A 15,392-nucleotide genomic window follows, 5' to 3' on the forward strand; every position below is an offset into this window, starting at 1 on the left:
GAAGTCGGGCCATTCGACCTAGCGCGACGACGATGGGGCATGGAACAGGCCGCTGAGAAGTCGGGCCATTCGACCTAGCGCGACGACGATGGGGCCTGGAACAGGCCGCTGAGAAGTCGGGCCATTTGACCTAGTGCGTCCAGCCCTCGGCGGCCTGTTCGTCGAAGGTCCGGTCGATGCGCTCGAACCTGCGGCGGATGGACGCCCGGGCCGCCGCGTGCGGCAGGATATACAGCCGGTTGGCCAGGATCGCGTCGGCGGTCAGCCGCGCGACGTCGTCGGCGCCGACGCTCTCGTCCTGGGTGGGCAACGTCCCGAACGCCCCCTCGGGACTGGCCGACAGCCCGTAGTCCGCGCCGCGGATTCGCTCGGAATTGGAGACCAGCTTGGTTTCGACGACCATCGGGCACAACACCGATACGCCAATGCCATTGGCCTTGACCTCACGCGCCAGTGTCTCGGCGAGGCCGACGACACCGTATTTGGCGACGCCGTACGTCCCGAGACCGGCGTTGGGCACCAACCCGGCGAAGGACGCGGTGAAGGCGATGTGCCCGCCGCTGCCCTGTTCGATCAACCTGGGCACGAAGGCCTCGACGGCATGGATCGATCCCCATAGGTCGATGTCGATCACCCAGCGCCAGTCGTCGTGGTTCATCTGGCCGATCGGCCCCGCGACGACGATGCCGGCATTGCTGAAAACGACGTCGACGCTGCCGAGCAACCGGAAGGCTTCGTCGGCGAGGTGAACCATCTCGTCGAGACTTCGGACGTCGCAGACCACTCCGTGTGCGTCGAAACCCTCGGCGCGCAGCCGATTCACCGCCTGTTCCAGCGCGGGTTGATCGACGTCGGAGAGCACCAGGCGGGCGCCGCGGCGGGCGAATTCGGTGGCCGTGGCCAAGCCGATGCCGCTGGCGCCGCCGGTGACCACGGCCCCTCGGCCGTCGAAGCCAGACAGAAAGCCGTCCATGGGACGGAACTCTATTTCAGGCAGCTACCCGCGTCGATCGGCAGGGTCACACCGGTGATGTAGCGCGCCTCGTCCGAGGCGAAGAACAGCACCGCGTTGCTGATGTCGATCGGCTCGACCCACGGGATCGGCAGCGTGTGGAACAGCTGACAGATCGGCGCCATGTCGTCGGGGCCCGGGTTCTCCAGGTCCGGCCGGAACATCTTGAACGTGCCCTCGTTGTGCAGCATGGGCGTTTTGACGTGCGTGGGGTGCACGGAGTTGACGCGAATCATGTGCTGTCCCAACTCAACTCCGAAGGCGCGCATGAGCCCGACGACGCCGTGCTTGGCCGCGACGTAGTGGCCGGTGTGGGGATAGGCCTTGAGGCCGCCGACCGAGCTGGTCAGGATGATGGACCCACCGTTGCCACCGGTAATGAGATGCGGCACACCGGCTTTCACGGTCTTCCACACCCCGGCCAGGTTGATGTCGATCATCTCGGTCCAGTCTTCTTCGCTGGTCTTGTCCAAAGTCTCGCCGCCGTTGCCGATTCCGGCGTTGGCCACGATGATGTCGAGCCGGCCGAGTTGCTCGACGCCGTTGTCCACCGCCGCCTTGAGCGCGTCGTAGTCGCGCACGTCGACTTCGGCCGTGAAGATCCTGCGGTTGTGCCCCTTGACCAGGTCGGCGGTCTCGGCGAGGTCCTCGGGCGTCGACGCCGGGATCGCGGTGTCCAGCACGCCCTCGCGGATGGGCTTGCAGATGTCGACGGCGATGATGTCGGCGCCCTCCTCCGCCAACCGCACCGCATGGCTGCGGCCCTGACCGCGCGCCGCTCCGGTGACCAGGGCGACTTTGCCCTCAACACGTCCGGTCATGGCTACCTCAACTCCTGACTTGATCTGATCGGCACAGCCTGCGCGGAGAACAATCGCGTCCCCGGATCGTGGGTCTTGCCGCTTTTGAACTCTGTCATTCGGCCAACACGGGTGTCAATGGCGAATCCGTTTCGGCTATTTGTGGTTCTAGATATTAGAGAATCTCATTCTCACGGGCAAACGGCGTGCGCTATCTGCTCAGCTCCGGAGCGAGGAAGATCACGGCCCGTGGGGGCGTGCTACGCGACGAAACCGCGTGAGCAGAAGTCCCATACCTCTTCTGCGGTGATGGGGTGGGTCGTCGCGTCGTCGGGGCCGCCGCTGGACTGGGCGATGAACATCACCGTCTGCATGGTCATGGCGGCCACGCGCTTGGGATTGATGGTGTTACGCAACTTGCCGGCATCGTGAGCCGCGTCCATCAGTTCCGTCAGCAACGCCAGAAGCGGAGCATGCGCGACCTTGACCTCCGCCGGATGCGTAACCAGCAGTCGCGGAGCAAAGTCGGTGAACAGCGGGCGCTTGGCGGTCGGATCCGGGCGCGAGGCCTCGTATAGCAGTTGCACGGCGACCTGCAGCCGCTCCAGCGGATCGGTGTGGCTTTCCGTGGCGGCGCGGATCTGGTCGGCTGAGCGGCTCAGCGCGTCTTCGAACAGCGCCAGCAACAGCTCGTGCTTGCCGTCGAATTGCAGGTAGAAGCTGCGCAGCGACTGGCGGGAGCGGTCGACGACCTCCTGGACGGTAAAGTCGGTGCTGCCCTTTTCGATGATGATGGCCTGGGCGGCGTCGAGGAAGCGCTGAACACGTTGCGCCGCACGCAGTTTCGCCGTCTTGATGGACCGCTCGACAGCGCGTTGCTTCCAGGCCGGCTCTTCGCTGGGACTGGTCACGGCCGACTCAGGTGATTGCCGCGCTGGGAGAACATGGTTGGACTCTACCGGAGAACGCCGTGACATCGCTGCGCTCGACCCCCTCACGGATCACGTGTCGGAGATTGTAACTTTCTTACCACGAGAATACTATTCTCTTAGACGTGTGTAGGGAAGCGTAATCGCAAGAGTGAACCGCGCCGCTGGCGGAAAGCATGATCTATCGGCGGCGCGATTGCGCTCAGGACCATTTCGGGAAGTGCCGTGCAGCTGACGTTTGATGCCGACGTGGAGGCGTTCCGCGCCGAATTCATCGCGTTCCTCGATGAGCATCTGCCTTCCGAGGCCGAGGCACTCGACCGGCCGCAGTCGAGTTCGGACATCCCTGCGTGGGCCCGCCGTTGGCAACGCCTGCTGTTCGACAGCGGATGGCTACTGCCCGGCAACCCCCCGGAGTTCGGCGGGCGCAACGCGACGCTGCTGCAGCAATACGTGTACCAAGAAGAGTTGTCACGACGGCGGATCTATCAAAGCTTCAACCCGCAGGGCGTGGGCATCATCGCGGCGTCGTTGTTGACGTTCGGCACCCCCGAACAGAAGCAGCGCTGGGCGGTGCCGATCCTGCGGGCGGAGATCACCGCGTCACTGGGCATGAGCGAACCGGGCGCGGGATCCGACCTCGCGTCGCTGAAAACCCGTGCGGTGCTTGACGGCGACCACTTCGTCGTCAACGGGCAGAAGGTGTGGACATCGGGCGCCCATCACGCCGACGTGCTGTTGACGTTCGTGCGCACCGATCCGGACGCCCCAAAGCACAAGGGCATCAGCGCGTTACTGATTCCGACCGGCACCCCCGGTGTGGTCCGCCGTCCATTCGCGTCGATGGGCGACATCGAAGACGTCGACTTCAATGAGGTCTTCTTCACCGACGCGCGCGTGCCGGCCGAGAACCTGGTGGGCGAGCTGAATGCGGGCTGGCGCGTGGCGACCGGTTCGCTCGGTCACGAACGCGCGATGCTGTGGCTGGATTACGCAGACATGTTGCACGCGCTGACCGTCGAGTCCAGCCCCGCGGGGCCCGTTCAGCGGGATCGCTACGCGACGCTGGTGATGGATTTCTACGCGATGCGACTGCTCGGGTCGGCGACGCTGGCCAAAGCCGCGCGCGGCGAAGAGGACGTGCCGGCCCAGTCGGTGCTCAAGCTGCTGGGATCGGAGGCAATGCAACGCGCCTGCGAGGACGCCCTGGGCGCCAAGGGCGGCGAGGGACTGGCGTTGCACGGGGTCACCGCCCCGTTCGCACCACTCAACCTGGACAGCCATTACGGCGCCTGGTTCGACCGGTACACGCGCACGTTCGCCGCGACCATCGCCGGCGGCACCTCGGAAATTCAGCGCAACATCATCGCCGAACGCGTGCTCGGGCTGCCGCGGAATTGATCCGCGCCTCAGTGCCTGGCGACGTCTAGCCTGGCGTAATAGCCGATGGCGACGAGACCGACCAGTACCGCGATCACGCCTAAAACCATTCCCGCCAACGCGGTTCGGGGATTGTTCGCCTCCCCGCGGGCGACGCGCCGCCGGGCGACGTCGCCCGTCACCACCGCCGCGATACCGAACGGCACCCCCAGCATCATCCAACACGTGATGAGCCCGACCAGGCCCAGCAGCAGCGAGGCGACGCCGGCCTCGTTGCGCGGTGCGTCGGGGTGACTCATTGCGTCCCATCCTTGTGGTGTCGGGACGAGTCTACGTGGACGCCGCCGAGAAGAGGCCCGCCGATCGTCATCGCGCGGGCCGATCCGTCACAGCTGGGCAAGCCGTGGGGCGGATCCCGTTGTCACCAAAGCTCTTCCGGCCTCGCGGGTGAGTTCTCGCGCGCTTCCCAGCAGTCCGTCGAGAATGAGCGAGCGTTTGATGTGGTGGTGCAGCGGGTGTTCGGCGGTGAATCCGACACCGCCGAGCACCTGCTGGCAGTGCCGTGCTGCGGTCAGCGCCGCCTGGCCGGCCGCGGCTTTGGCCAGCAGTGCGGCTAGCCCCTCGTCGTCGCACTCGGTGGCGGCCTGCAGCGTCGCCTCGGCGCCCTCGATGGCCACCAGCGTCTCGGCCAGACGGTGTCGGATCGCCTGGAAGGAGCTGATGTGGCGACCGAACTGAACGCGGTCCAGGGCATGTTGACGGGCCAGCGAGAGCATGGCGCGGCTGGTGCCGACCAGCCACCAGCCAAGGGCGCGCCATCCCGCGTGCAGCGCGGCCGATGGCAATGGATCGCCTTGCGGCACAGGGTGTATGGGAAGCAGCTCATCGATCGCCGCGTCGGACTCGTCGCGACGCTCCCACAGCACCCAGGACCCGCCGGCGAACGGCAGCGGAAGCGCGCCCCCGGGCGCATCACCGGCCGCGCACAGCAGCACATCGTTGAGCACGGGCGCGTGCGAGCCGGTCTCGCCGAGCAGCTTGAAGACCAACGGTATTGCGGCGTCGGGCATTTCGTCGAGCATGTCGCGCCAGCCGAGGTCGGTCAGTGCGGTGTCGAGCTTGGCTCCGGAGGCGGCGCCCATCGTCGTCCGCAACGCGTCGGCCAGCAGACGCAGCGATTCGGGGTCTGACTCGGTGTTCGGCGAAGGCGTCACGGTCACTCCTTCCCGAGGTCGAGCAATCGGCGGGCGATGATATTGCGCTGGATCTCGGCGGTACCGCCATAGATCGTCGCCGCGCGCGAGTACAGGTACTCCGAACGCCACGGTGTGTCTTCGAGTTCGAGCTTCCCCGGCAACAGGTCATGGACGGTGTCGTAGAGCCGCTGCTCGGCGGCGGCCAACAACACCTTGTCGATGGAGGTGTCCGGGCCCAGGCGGGCCCCGTCGCGCATCCGGTGCTGGGTGGCGCGCGAACGGCAGCGCAGGGTGTGCAGCGCCAGATAGGCTGCGCCCAGCGCGGATTCGTCGGGCTCACCGATCTCGGACGCTTCGGCGATCAGGTCGTCGAACCGGGAGTAGAGGTAGGCGATTCGCTGCCAGAAGCAGGAGGAACGCTCATAGGGCAGCAGGTCCATGGCGAGCCGCCAGCCGTCCCCAGGCCGGCCGAGCATCCTGCTCGCCGGAATCACCACGTCGTCGTAGTACACCTCGCAGAATTCGTCGACGCCGTGCATCGTGCGCAGTGGCCGGATGGTGATGCCGGGGGTGTCGAGGTCGACGAAGAAGGCGGTGATGCCGTCGTGGCCCGGCGCGGTGCGGGTGAGCAGGACGCACCGCGTCGAGAACTGCGCGAAGCTGGTCCACACCTTTTGCCCGTTGACGATCCAGTTGTCGCCCTGCTGGGTCGCGCGAGTGGTCAGCGACGCGAGGTCACTGCCGGATCCCGGTTCGGAAAAGCCCTGGCACCATTGCTCTTCGCCGCTCAGCAGCCGCGGCACCATCTCCGCGGCGAGCTCCGGGGGCGCGTAGTCGATCATGGTGGGTGCCAGCACTTCGAGCATCGAGTACGGGCCGGGTTCGGCCAGCCGACGGCCCACCACTTCTTCGCCGACGACCGCGCGCAGCACCGCCGGACCGCCCAATCCGCCGACGTCCTCCGGCCAGCCGTAGCGCATCCAATCGGCGTCGTAGAGCGCGCGACTGACCCGGGCGAACTGCTGCATGTGGCCCCGCAGCGAGTGGTCGGGCCCGGGTGTCAGATCGTTGTCGTCGAGCCACGCGCGCAGGTCCGCCCGGAACTGCTCGACATTCACCGCACCGTCGATCGCTTGGCTCCTTAGGTCGTCGGCTGGGCCGCCGAGTCACCGGCGGGGCGCCCGATGGCGTGCGGGCGCCCGGAATCGTGCACACCGCTGCGGCGGATGAACGTCATCGCGCGGGTCTTGAGGCGCCACCCGTCGGCGGTCCGCACATAGGTGTCGCGATAGTAGCCGATCCGCATGTCGTGGCTGGAGTGGTCGATGAAGCACAGCGGCTGGGTCCCGCTGGCCGCGTCACCGTCGAGGTCGACCACCGCAGTCCCGGTGAGAAACAAGCCCTTTGGGGCCGCGGCCACCAGTTCCGGGAAGCGGCTCAGGCTGTAGGTTTCGCCGAACGCGCTGTAGGTTCCGTCCGGGGTGAAGACCGCGACCAGCCCGTCGATGTCCTGCTGGGTGATGGTCACCGCGTAGCGGCCGAGCAGTTGCTGGATCTCGACGAGGTCGTCAGTTCTGGTTGGCCCGCTTTCAGGCTGACCGGGGGTCGACATAGACCTTGCCACCTTTCATCACGAAGCTGACGTTGCGGGTAACGGTGATGTCTTCCAACGGGTTCCCCGGCACCGCGATGATATCGGCGAGCTGGCCCGTCGCGAGGCGCCCCCGGTCGGTCTTGTCGATGAGCTCGGCCGCGGTGGTGGTGGCCGCGCGCAGCACGGCCAAGGGCGGCAAGCCCCACTCCACCAGCGTGACGAGTTCGTCGGCGTTCTTGCCGTGGGGTATCGCCGGGGCGTCCGTGCCGACCGCGATCTTCACGCCGGCCTCGTAGGCGGCCTTGACCGACGTCTTCGCCTTCGGGAACATCTCGGCGGCCTTGTCCTGCAACTCCTTCGGGGCGCGGGACACGTCCATCGCCTCGGCGAGCCTGCGGGTGGTCACCAGGAACCGGTCGTTGTCGACCAGCATCTGGATGGCCTCGTCGTCCATCAGGAAGCCGTGCTCGATGCAGTCGATACCGCACGCGACCGCGTGCTTGACCGCTTCCGCCCCGTGCGTGTGCGCGGCGACGCGCAGCCCGCGCCGGTGCGCCTCGTCGACGATCGCGCGCAGTTCCTCGTCCGAATAGTGTTGTGCGCCGGCCTCGCCGGTCAACGACATCACGCCGCCCGAAACGCACACCTTGATCAATTCGGCGCCGTGCTTGATCTGGTATCGCACCGCCTTGCGGATCTCGTCGATGCCGTTGGCGATGCCCTCTTCAACCGTGAGCTCGAGTGCGCCCGGCATGAACGCGGCGAACATCGTCGGGTCCAGGTGCCCGCCGGTGGGCGTGATCGCGTGACCGGCCGGGACGATTCGGGGCCCCTCGATCCAGTCCGCGTCAATCGCCTTGCCCAGCGCGACATCCAGCAGGTATCCGCCGGTCTTGACGAACAGGCCGAGGTTGCGCACGGTGGTGAACCCGGCGCGCAGCGTGCGTCGGGCGTTGCCGACCGCGCGCAGCACCCGCGTCGGTGGGTCGTCCTGCACTTGGGACAGCCCGGGCGTCTCGCCGCGCCCGCCCATCAAGAGGTTGACCTCCATGTCCATCAACCCGGGCAGCAGTATCTGGTCGCCGAGATCGATGAGCTCGCCTTCCGGCTCGCCCCCCACACCGACGATCCGGTCACCCTCGATCCGCACGATGCCGGGCCGAAGGATCTCGCCGCTGTCAACGTCGAGGAGCCCGGCGGCCTTGAGGGTCAGCTGCGGTGAGCCGCTTGCGCGAAGAGCGTCGGACAACGTCAGATCACCGGCTCCCGAAGCACCTCAACCCACGCCGCGCCGCTGTCCGGGACGCGGGGCTGCTTCCACGCCTCGATCGGGAACGACACCATCACCAACGATTGCATCAGGTGCATCAGGGTCTTTGCGTCGTCCGGCAGGTCGTCCAGCGGATATTTGTCGCAGTACGCGATCACGTCGTTCAGCAACGGGAACGCAGCATCGTAGAACTCCTGCATCTCCGGCATCGTCGAGGCCAGCCGCTTGGCGTAGCGCTCGGGCTCGGTGGCCAGGTCCCAGTCCAAATATGGCTCGAGGGCGGCGAATTCAGACGGTAGCGCCATTGCGCTGGTACTCCTTGACGTAGTTGGCGGTCGTGTGGTGCAGATGGCGGATCAGGACTTCCTGGTCGCACAGCAGGAACTCCTTGACGGCCCGGGTGCCGATCATGGTCTGGGTCGCTTCCAGGGTGTTGGCGTCCTGCAGCGCATACTCCTTGAACGTCACCGCGGCCAACTCCTGGGCCAGACGCTCCCGCGCATTGCGCGGCGGGACGAAATACAGCGTGGACTCGAAGATGTGCTTGTCCACCGCGGTGGGCCAGTAGTGATAGGTCAGGTACCAGCCGGGCTCCCAGATCAGCAGCATGAAGTTCGGGTAGAAGAGCCACGAGTCGATGCCCCACTGCGGCACCCGCTTGACGTTGACACCCGGAGGCAGCTCGAGCTTTTCGATGATCTCGGGCTTGTCCCAGGGGCCGAACAATCCGCTGCGCAACACCTGGTCCATGGGCTTGACCATGGACATGTCCGGGGGCGGCGCCTGGCCACCCCAGGTCGACTGCAGGCTGTGCGGGCCGGCCACCTCGTAGTGCAGCGCCTCGTAGCCGAACTTTTGGATCTTGGCGGCTTCTTCCTTGGTGTACTGCCCCTGGTGCAGGATCGGCGCGTGGTAGAACTCGACGAACGCGTCGATGAAGAGCTTCCAGTTGCTGCCGACCTCGGCCCGGTAGGAGTAGGCCTCGGTCATCTCGCCGAAGGGGTAGCCCTCGATGCTCTTGGCCAGCGGCCCGAGGTAGTCGGTGAGCGGCGCCGCGTTGTCATCGAAGTTGATGAAGATGAAGCCTTCCCATACCTCGCAGCGGACGGGTGCCAGCCCGTAGTCGCCCTTGTCGACGTTGAAGAACTCTTCTTCCTGCTGGATGAAGGTCAGGTCACCGTCGAGGTTGTAGCGCCAGGCGTGGTATTTGCAGGTGAACTGCCGGCAGGTGCCAGAGGTCTCCTCGTTGGGAAAGTCGTTCCACACCAGCTTGTTTCCGCGGTGGCGGCAGACGTTGTGGTAGGCCTTGACCGACCCGTCCTTGGTCTTGACGATGATCACCGACGTCCCCTTGCCGGCCGCCGGCAGTTCCCTGGTGAAGTAGCTGCCGGTGCGGGGGAGCCGGTTGACCCTTCCGACGTTGAGCCACATCCGCCGGAAGACCGCATCGCGCTCGGCTTCGAAGAATGCGGGATCAATCGAGTCGGTGTAGTCGACCGGTTCGGTGCCCAGTTCGGGGTAGTTTTCTGTCCAGCTGCCGGCGGCTGGCTTGGGGAAGTGCGGCAACGTTCTTACTCCTCTTATTCGACGTTGTTAGCGGCTGTGGCGGCGTGTTCGGGCTGGACGCCGAACGTGTTGAAGGCCATGGCCAGCAGCGCATAGCAGCCGACCGTGAAGACGAAGTCCATGCGTTGCTGGTCGTTGAGGCGCTCGCCCAACGCCGCCCACGTGTGGTCGGACAATTCCGATTTCTCGTCGAGCTCGTCGACCCCGGTGATCACGGCTTGGTCGAAGGCGTCGAGTCCCTCCGCACGCTGCACCGCCGCGATCTGGTCCTCGGTGATGCCTTCTTCCTTGGCCATGCGGACGTGGTGGGACCACTCGTAGGCAGAGTGCCGGCGATGGGCCACCCGCAGGATGGCCAGTTCGCGGATGCGAGGCGGCAGCGTGGACGACGTCAGCAGGTGCACATTGAAGCGAAGAAACGCCTTGGCCAGCGCCGGGTGGTGCGCCAGCGTCGACAGCGCGTTGTTGGTGTCCGCTTCACGCATGGCCGAGAGTGCCTGCTGGGTAGCCTCGTCCCACTGATCGGCGGGGAGCGGCCGCAAGCGCATTAGCAGTGTCCTCTCGGTGAAAGAGAATCGTATTCTCATTTGCAACTAACAGACTGGCACGAAACGTGCGCCCGGTCAATGCCGGCGTGTCGCTCGAGTACAGGTGCGGTCATCGCTTGGTCTACGCGGTGGTCGGGATGGCCGCTGTGCCCAACAAGGGCGCCGCGGCGTCAGGCCGGGTCCTACCTCATGGCATCGCCGGTCGGCGGCGGGGAATTCGCCCCTTCCTTCGGTCGCTGGTCAGGCGGGTGCGGGCCGGCTCAGCAACCGATGGATGTTGATTCTCGCCTGGCGAGAAGATAGTTTTCATTTTAGTGATCTTGGCACGGGACAGCGATTCGCCGAGTCCGTGATCGACTCGGTGGAACCGACGGAAGGGACGGCCATGAACAAAGAGGACATGATCCTGATCAGCGTCGACGACCACACGGTCGAGCCGCCCGACATGTTCAAGAACCATCTGTCAAAGAAGTACCAGGACGATGCGCCCCGGCTGGTGCACAACGCCGACGGCTCGGACATGTGGAAGTTCCGCGACACCGTCATCCCCAACGTGGCCCTCAACGCGGTGGCCGGCCGGCCGAAGGAGGAGTACGGCATCGAGCCGACCGGGCTCGACGAGATCCGGCCGGGTTGTTACAACGTGGACGAGCGCGTCAAAGACATGAACGCCGGCGGCATCCTGGCCTCGATCTGCTTCCCGTCGTTCCCCGGCTTTGCCGGGCGCCTGTTCGCCACCGACGACAACGACTTCTCGATCGCGCTGGTGCAGGCCTACAACGACTGGCACATCGACGAGTGGTGCGGCGCCTACCCGGCGCGGTTCATCCCGATGGCGATACCGGTCATCTGGGACGCCGAGGCATGCGCCGCCGAGGTGCGCCGGGTGTCCAAGAAGGGTGTGCACGCGCTGACGTTCACCGAGAACCCGGCCGCGATGGGCTATCCCAGCTTCCACGACGAATACTGGAACCCCCTGTGGAAAGCCTTGGTGGACACCGACACCGTGATGAACGTGCACATCGGTTCCTCGGGGCGGCTGGCCATCACCGCGCCGGATGCGCCGATGGACGTGATGATCACGCTGCAGCCGATGAACATCGTGCAGGCCGCCGCGGACCTGCTGTGGTCCACGCCGATCAAGGAGTACCCGGACCTCAAGATCGCGCTGTCCGAGGGCGGAACGGGCTGGATTCCCTACTTCCTGGAGCGCGCGGACCGCACCTTCGAGATGCACTCCGCCTGGACGCACCAGGACTTCAAGGGCAAGCTGCCCAGCGAGGTGTTCCGCGACCACTTCCTGACCTGCTTCATCAGCGACAAGGTCGGCGTGGCGCTGCGCAACATGATCGGCATCGACAACATCTGCTGGGAGGCCGACTACCCGCACAGCGACTCAATGTGGCCGGGTGCGCCCGAAGAGCTCTGGGATGTGTTGTCCCTCAACAGTGTTCCCGACGACGAGATCAACAAGATGACTTACGAGAACGCCATGCGCTGGTACTCGTTCGACCCGTTCACCCACATTTCGCGGGAGCAGGCGACCGTCGGTGCGCTGCGCAAAGCCGCCGAGGGGCACGACGTGTCGATCAAGGCCCAGGGCCACGAAAAGGACAGCCGAGGCGGCTCGTCCTTCGCGGATTTCGCGGCCAACGCCAAAGCCCTTTCCGGCAACAAGGACTGACCTGGCGAGCAGACGCAGAATCGCACTGTTCGGGCGGAATTCGTGCGGTTCTGCGTCTGCTCGCGCTGAGGACGAGGAGTGCCACCAGTGGGTGGAATGAACTTTGAGCTGACCGAGGACCAGGAACTGATCCGTCGGTCCGTCGCGGAGCTGGCGCGCAAGTTCGACGACCAGTACTGGATGGAAAAGGACCAGGCGCACGAATTCCCGACCGAGTTCTACCGCGCCATCGCCGATGGCGGCTGGCTGGGAATGACCATCCCCACCGAATACGGCGGCCACGGCCTCGGGATCACCGAAGCGACCATCCTGCTCGAGGAGGTCGCCAAATCCGGCGGCGCCATGAACGCCGCCAGCTCGATCCACCTGTCCATCTTCGGCATGCAGCCCGTGGTGGTGCACGGCTCCGATGACCTAAAGGCCCGGACGCTGCCCGCGGTCGCGACCGGAGAGGTACACGTCTGCTTCGGGGTGACCGAACCCGGTGCGGGGCTTGATACTTCCCGCATCACCACGTTCGCCAAGCGCGACGGCGATCGCTATATCGTCAACGGTCGCAAGGTGTGGATCTCCAAAGCGATGGAATCCGACAAGATCCTGTTGCTGACCCGGACCCAAAGCTATGACGAGGTCACCAAGAAGACCGACGGTATGACGCTGTTCCTCACCGACCTCGACCGGAGCCGGGTCGACATCCGCCCGATCCGCAAGATGGGCCGCAACGCCGTCAGCTCCAACGAGCTGTTCATCGACAACCTAGAGGTGCCCGTCGAGGACCGGGTCGGTGAGGAGGGCAAGGGATTCCAGTACATCCTCGATGGCTTGAACCCGGAGCGGATGCTGATCGCCGCCGAGGCTCTCGGTATCGGCCGGGTGGCGCTCGACAAGGCGGTGAAATACGGCAACGAGCGCGAGGTCTTCGGCCGGCCGATCGGGATGAACCAGGGCCTGCAGTTCCCGCTCGCCGATTCCCTGGCCCGGCTCGATGCCGCCGAGCTGATGCTGCGCAAGGCCACCTGGCTCTACGACAACGGCAAACCCTGTGGGCGAGAGGCCAATACGGCCAAGTACCTGTGCGCCGACGCCGGCTTCACCGCCGCGGACCGCGCGCTGCAAACCCACGGCGGCATGGGTTACGCCGAGGAGTACCACATCACCCGCTACTTCCGTGAGGCCCGGCTGATGAAGATCGCGCCGGTCAGCCAGGAGATGATCCTGAATTTCCTGGGAGCCAACGTTTTGAAGCTGCCGAGGAGCTACTGATGCCGGTTGGCTGCCGCCGGTTGACGGCGGTGTGGTGATGTGACGCGCGTTCGACACCGATGACCACGAACGACGGACCGTCGTTGCTGTCGCAAGACCGCGACGGCGTGCGCACCCTCACCCTCAACCGGCCACGGCGCAAGAACGCGATCAACCCGCAATTGTGGGTCGCCCTGCGCGACGCGCTCGACGCCGCCGGTCACGATCCTGGCGTGCGCGCGCTCGTGCTCACCGGTTCCGGGGGCAGCTTCTGCTCGGGGGCCGACATCTCGGTGCCCGAGGACATCCATCCGAAATACAAGCTGCAGCGCCTGACCGACGTGGCGCTGGCGTTGCACGAGCTATCGATTCCGACGATCGCCAAGGTGACCGGTGTGGCCGTCGGGGCCGGTTGGAATCTCGCGCTGGGCTGCGACCTGGTGGTCGCGACCCCGGAATCGACGTTCTGTCAGATCTTTTCGAAGCGTGGTCTGTCGATCGACCTCGGCGGCTCCTGGCTGCTGCCCAAAATCGTTGGCCTGCAACAGGCGAAGCGCCTCGCATTGCTCGCGGACACCATCGATGCCGAGGAGGCGTGCGCGCTGAACCTGGTGACCTGGGTGGTGTCGGCCGCGGAGATCGACGCCTTCGTCACGGATCTCGCCAATCGGCTGGCCGCCGGCCCCCCGATCGCGCTCGCCCACACCAAAGCGTTGCTGAACGAGGGCGCCGACCGCACCTTGCGCGACGCGCTGGCCAGCGAGGCCCGCGCGCAGGGAGTCAACTTCGCCACCGCGGACACCGCGGCGGCCTATGCCGCTTTCGCGCAGCGGCGGGAGCCGTCGTTTACTGGTCGATGGGCCCTAACAAAATCCGGGGTGGAACCGGATTCGGGCGAGAAACAATCGGAGTAGAGATATGCGTGAAACAGTCATCGTCGAGGCCGTGCGCACCCCGGTCGGGAAGCGCAACGGCGCACTTGCGGGCATGCACGCCGCCGACCTGTCCGCGATCGTCCTCAACGAACTCGTCGAACGCACCGGCATCGGCCCCGAGATCATCGACGACGTGGTGTGGGGCTGTGTCTCCCAGGTGGGCGACCAGTCCAGCAATATCGGCCGCTACGCGGTGCTGGCCGCCGGCTGGCCGGAAAGCATCCCCGGGACCACCGTCAACCGCGCCTGCGGTTCGAGCCAACAGGCGCTGGACTTCGCCGTGCAGGCGGTCATGTCGGGCCAGCAGGATGTCGTGGTGGCCGGCGGTGTCGAGGTCATGAGCCGCGTCCCCCTCGGCTCGGCGCGCGCCTCGGGCATGCCTTATGGCCCGAAAGTGCTTGCCCGCTATGACGATTTCTCCTTCAACCAAGGCCTCTCGGCGGAGATGATCGCCAAAAAGTGGGGCTTCTCCCGCACCCGCCTCGACGAGTACAGCGCCGAGTCCCACGAGCGGGCGGCCGCGGCCCAGGACGGCGGCGCGTTCACCGACCAGATCGTGCCGGTGTTCGTCGACGGCGCCGAGAACAACGTCGTGGCCGCCGACGAGGGGGTGCGGCGCGGAAGCAGCGCGGAGAAGCTCGCCGCGCTCAAGCCGGCCTTCACCGAGGACGGCGTGATCCATGCCGGCAACTCCTCGCAGATCTCCGACGGCGCGGCCGCGTTGCTGGTGACCACCGCCGAGATGGCCGTCGAACTGGGCCTGACCCCGATCGTGCGGTACGTGGCGGGCGCGGTCACCGGGGCGGATCCGGTGCTCATGCTCACCGGCCCCATTCCCGCGACCGAGAAGGTGCTGAGCAAGGCCGGCGTCGCGCTGTCCGACGTCGGTGTGTTCGAGGTCAACGAGGCGTTTGCGCCGGTCCCGCTGGCGTGGCTGGCGGAAACCGGGGCGGACCCCGCTCGGATGAATCCGCTGGGCGGCGCGATCTCGCTGGGGCACCCGCTGGGCGCTTCGGGAGCCGTGCTGATGACCCGCATGGTGCATCACATGCGCGACAACGGGATTCGGTACGGGCTGCAGACCATGTGCGAGGGCGGCGGGACCGCCAACGCGACGCTGGTCGAGCTCGTCGGCTAGCGGCGACCCGGCTCACGAAAAGACACCCCGGTGACCCTTGTCACAGCCGCCCAACTAACCTACTGTGTGTTCACTAGGTTGGTTCAGCCGCCAATCGC

General features: G+C 66.0%; 16 protein-coding genes. 5 read left to right on the forward strand and 11 right to left on the reverse strand.

Going from position 1 to position 15,392, the window contains the following annotated elements:
• Window positions 1-130 precede the first annotated feature (130 nt).
• The 3 genes from K883_RS12800 to K883_RS12810 form a co-directional block, all read right to left on the reverse strand.
• Window positions 131-961 (reverse strand): SDR family NAD(P)-dependent oxidoreductase, encoded by an 831-nt coding sequence (locus tag K883_RS12800; protein ID WP_086427173.1) that lies wholly within the window; start codon window positions 959-961, stop codon window positions 131-133.
• Between the two features lie 23 nt (window positions 962-984).
• Window positions 985-1,833 (reverse strand): mycofactocin-coupled SDR family oxidoreductase, encoded by an 849-nt coding sequence (locus K883_RS12805; RefSeq protein WP_020821622.1) that lies wholly within the window; start codon window positions 1,831-1,833, stop codon window positions 985-987.
• A 239-nt stretch (window positions 1,834-2,072) separates the two neighbouring features.
• On the reverse strand, window positions 2,073-2,723 hold the full coding sequence (locus K883_RS12810) for a TetR/AcrR family transcriptional regulator (protein WP_008253652.1): 651 nt from the start codon (window positions 2,721-2,723) through the stop codon (window positions 2,073-2,075).
• A gap of 243 nt (window positions 2,724-2,966) precedes the next feature.
• Here K883_RS12810 and K883_RS12815 point away from each other — a divergent pair, with 243 nt between their 5' ends.
• Window positions 2,967-4,142 carry an acyl-CoA dehydrogenase family protein gene (locus K883_RS12815; RefSeq protein ID WP_020821623.1) on the forward strand — a complete coding sequence of 392 codons (1,176 nt, stop codon included), beginning with the start codon at window positions 2,967-2,969 and terminating at the stop codon, window positions 4,140-4,142.
• Between the two features lie 8 nt (window positions 4,143-4,150).
• Here K883_RS12815 and K883_RS12820 read toward each other — a convergent pair whose 3' ends face one another.
• From K883_RS12820 to K883_RS12855, 8 genes are all read right to left on the reverse strand, one after another.
• Window positions 4,151-4,420: a DUF4190 domain-containing protein gene (locus K883_RS12820; RefSeq protein ID WP_020821624.1), complete on the reverse strand. Its 270-nt coding sequence runs from the start codon at window positions 4,418-4,420 to the stop codon at window positions 4,151-4,153.
• 87 nt (window positions 4,421-4,507) lie between these two features.
• A complete protein-coding gene (locus tag K883_RS12825; RefSeq protein WP_020821625.1) occupies window positions 4,508-5,341 on the reverse strand; it encodes an acyl-CoA dehydrogenase family protein in 834 nt (277 codons plus the stop codon).
• Window positions 5,338-6,435, reverse strand: coding sequence for an acyl-CoA dehydrogenase family protein (locus K883_RS12830; RefSeq protein WP_020821626.1), 1,098 nt, complete (start codon window positions 6,433-6,435; stop codon window positions 5,338-5,340). The genes K883_RS12825 and K883_RS12830 overlap by 4 nt, the downstream gene beginning before the upstream one ends.
• 23 nt (window positions 6,436-6,458) lie before the next feature.
• Window positions 6,459-6,929 carry a nuclear transport factor 2 family protein gene (locus tag K883_RS12835; RefSeq protein ID WP_008253658.1) on the reverse strand — a complete coding sequence of 157 codons (471 nt, stop codon included), beginning with the start codon at window positions 6,927-6,929 and terminating at the stop codon, window positions 6,459-6,461.
• Window positions 6,907-8,160 carry a metal-dependent hydrolase family protein gene (locus K883_RS12840; RefSeq protein WP_020821627.1) on the reverse strand — a complete coding sequence of 418 codons (1,254 nt, stop codon included), beginning with the start codon at window positions 8,158-8,160 and terminating at the stop codon, window positions 6,907-6,909. Before K883_RS12840 ends, K883_RS12835 begins: the two co-directional genes overlap by 23 nt.
• Window positions 8,161-8,162: 2 nt before the next feature.
• Window positions 8,163-8,486 (reverse strand): hypothetical protein, encoded by a 324-nt coding sequence (locus K883_RS12845; RefSeq protein ID WP_008253660.1) that lies wholly within the window; start codon window positions 8,484-8,486, stop codon window positions 8,163-8,165.
• Entirely contained in the window at window positions 8,470-9,747 is a 1,278-nt protein-coding gene (locus K883_RS12850; protein WP_008253661.1) for an aromatic ring-hydroxylating oxygenase subunit alpha, read from the reverse strand. Before K883_RS12850 ends, K883_RS12845 begins: the two co-directional genes overlap by 17 nt.
• Before the next feature lie 14 nt (window positions 9,748-9,761).
• Entirely contained in the window at window positions 9,762-10,295 is a 534-nt protein-coding gene (locus K883_RS12855; protein ID WP_008253662.1) for a carboxymuconolactone decarboxylase family protein, read from the reverse strand.
• A 385-nt stretch (window positions 10,296-10,680) separates the two neighbouring features.
• Between K883_RS12855 and K883_RS12860 the strand changes: the two genes are divergently transcribed.
• From K883_RS12860 to K883_RS12875, 4 genes are all read left to right on the forward strand, one after another.
• Window positions 10,681-11,979, forward strand: a complete 1,299-nt coding sequence (locus K883_RS12860; protein ID WP_036455460.1) for an amidohydrolase family protein — start codon at window positions 10,681-10,683, stop codon at window positions 11,977-11,979.
• A gap of 96 nt (window positions 11,980-12,075) precedes the next feature.
• The gene (locus K883_RS12865; protein WP_020821630.1) at window positions 12,076-13,242 is read left to right on the forward strand and encodes an acyl-CoA dehydrogenase family protein; all 1,167 of its coding nucleotides are present in this window, start codon (window positions 12,076-12,078) and stop codon (window positions 13,240-13,242) included.
• 59 nt (window positions 13,243-13,301) lie between these two features.
• Window positions 13,302-14,135 (forward strand): enoyl-CoA hydratase/isomerase family protein, encoded by an 834-nt coding sequence (locus K883_RS12870; RefSeq protein WP_036454637.1) that lies wholly within the window; start codon window positions 13,302-13,304, stop codon window positions 14,133-14,135.
• A 4-nt stretch (window positions 14,136-14,139) separates the two neighbouring features.
• On the forward strand, window positions 14,140-15,294 hold the full coding sequence (locus K883_RS12875; RefSeq protein WP_036454639.1) for a thiolase family protein: 1,155 nt from the start codon (window positions 14,140-14,142) through the stop codon (window positions 15,292-15,294).
• Window positions 15,295-15,392: the final 98 nt, after the last annotated feature.

Origin of the sequence: Mycobacterium sp. TKK-01-0059, assembly GCF_000709305.1 — a bacterium.
Taxonomy (GTDB): Bacteria; Actinomycetota; Actinomycetes; order Mycobacteriales; family Mycobacteriaceae; genus Mycobacterium; species Mycobacterium intracellulare.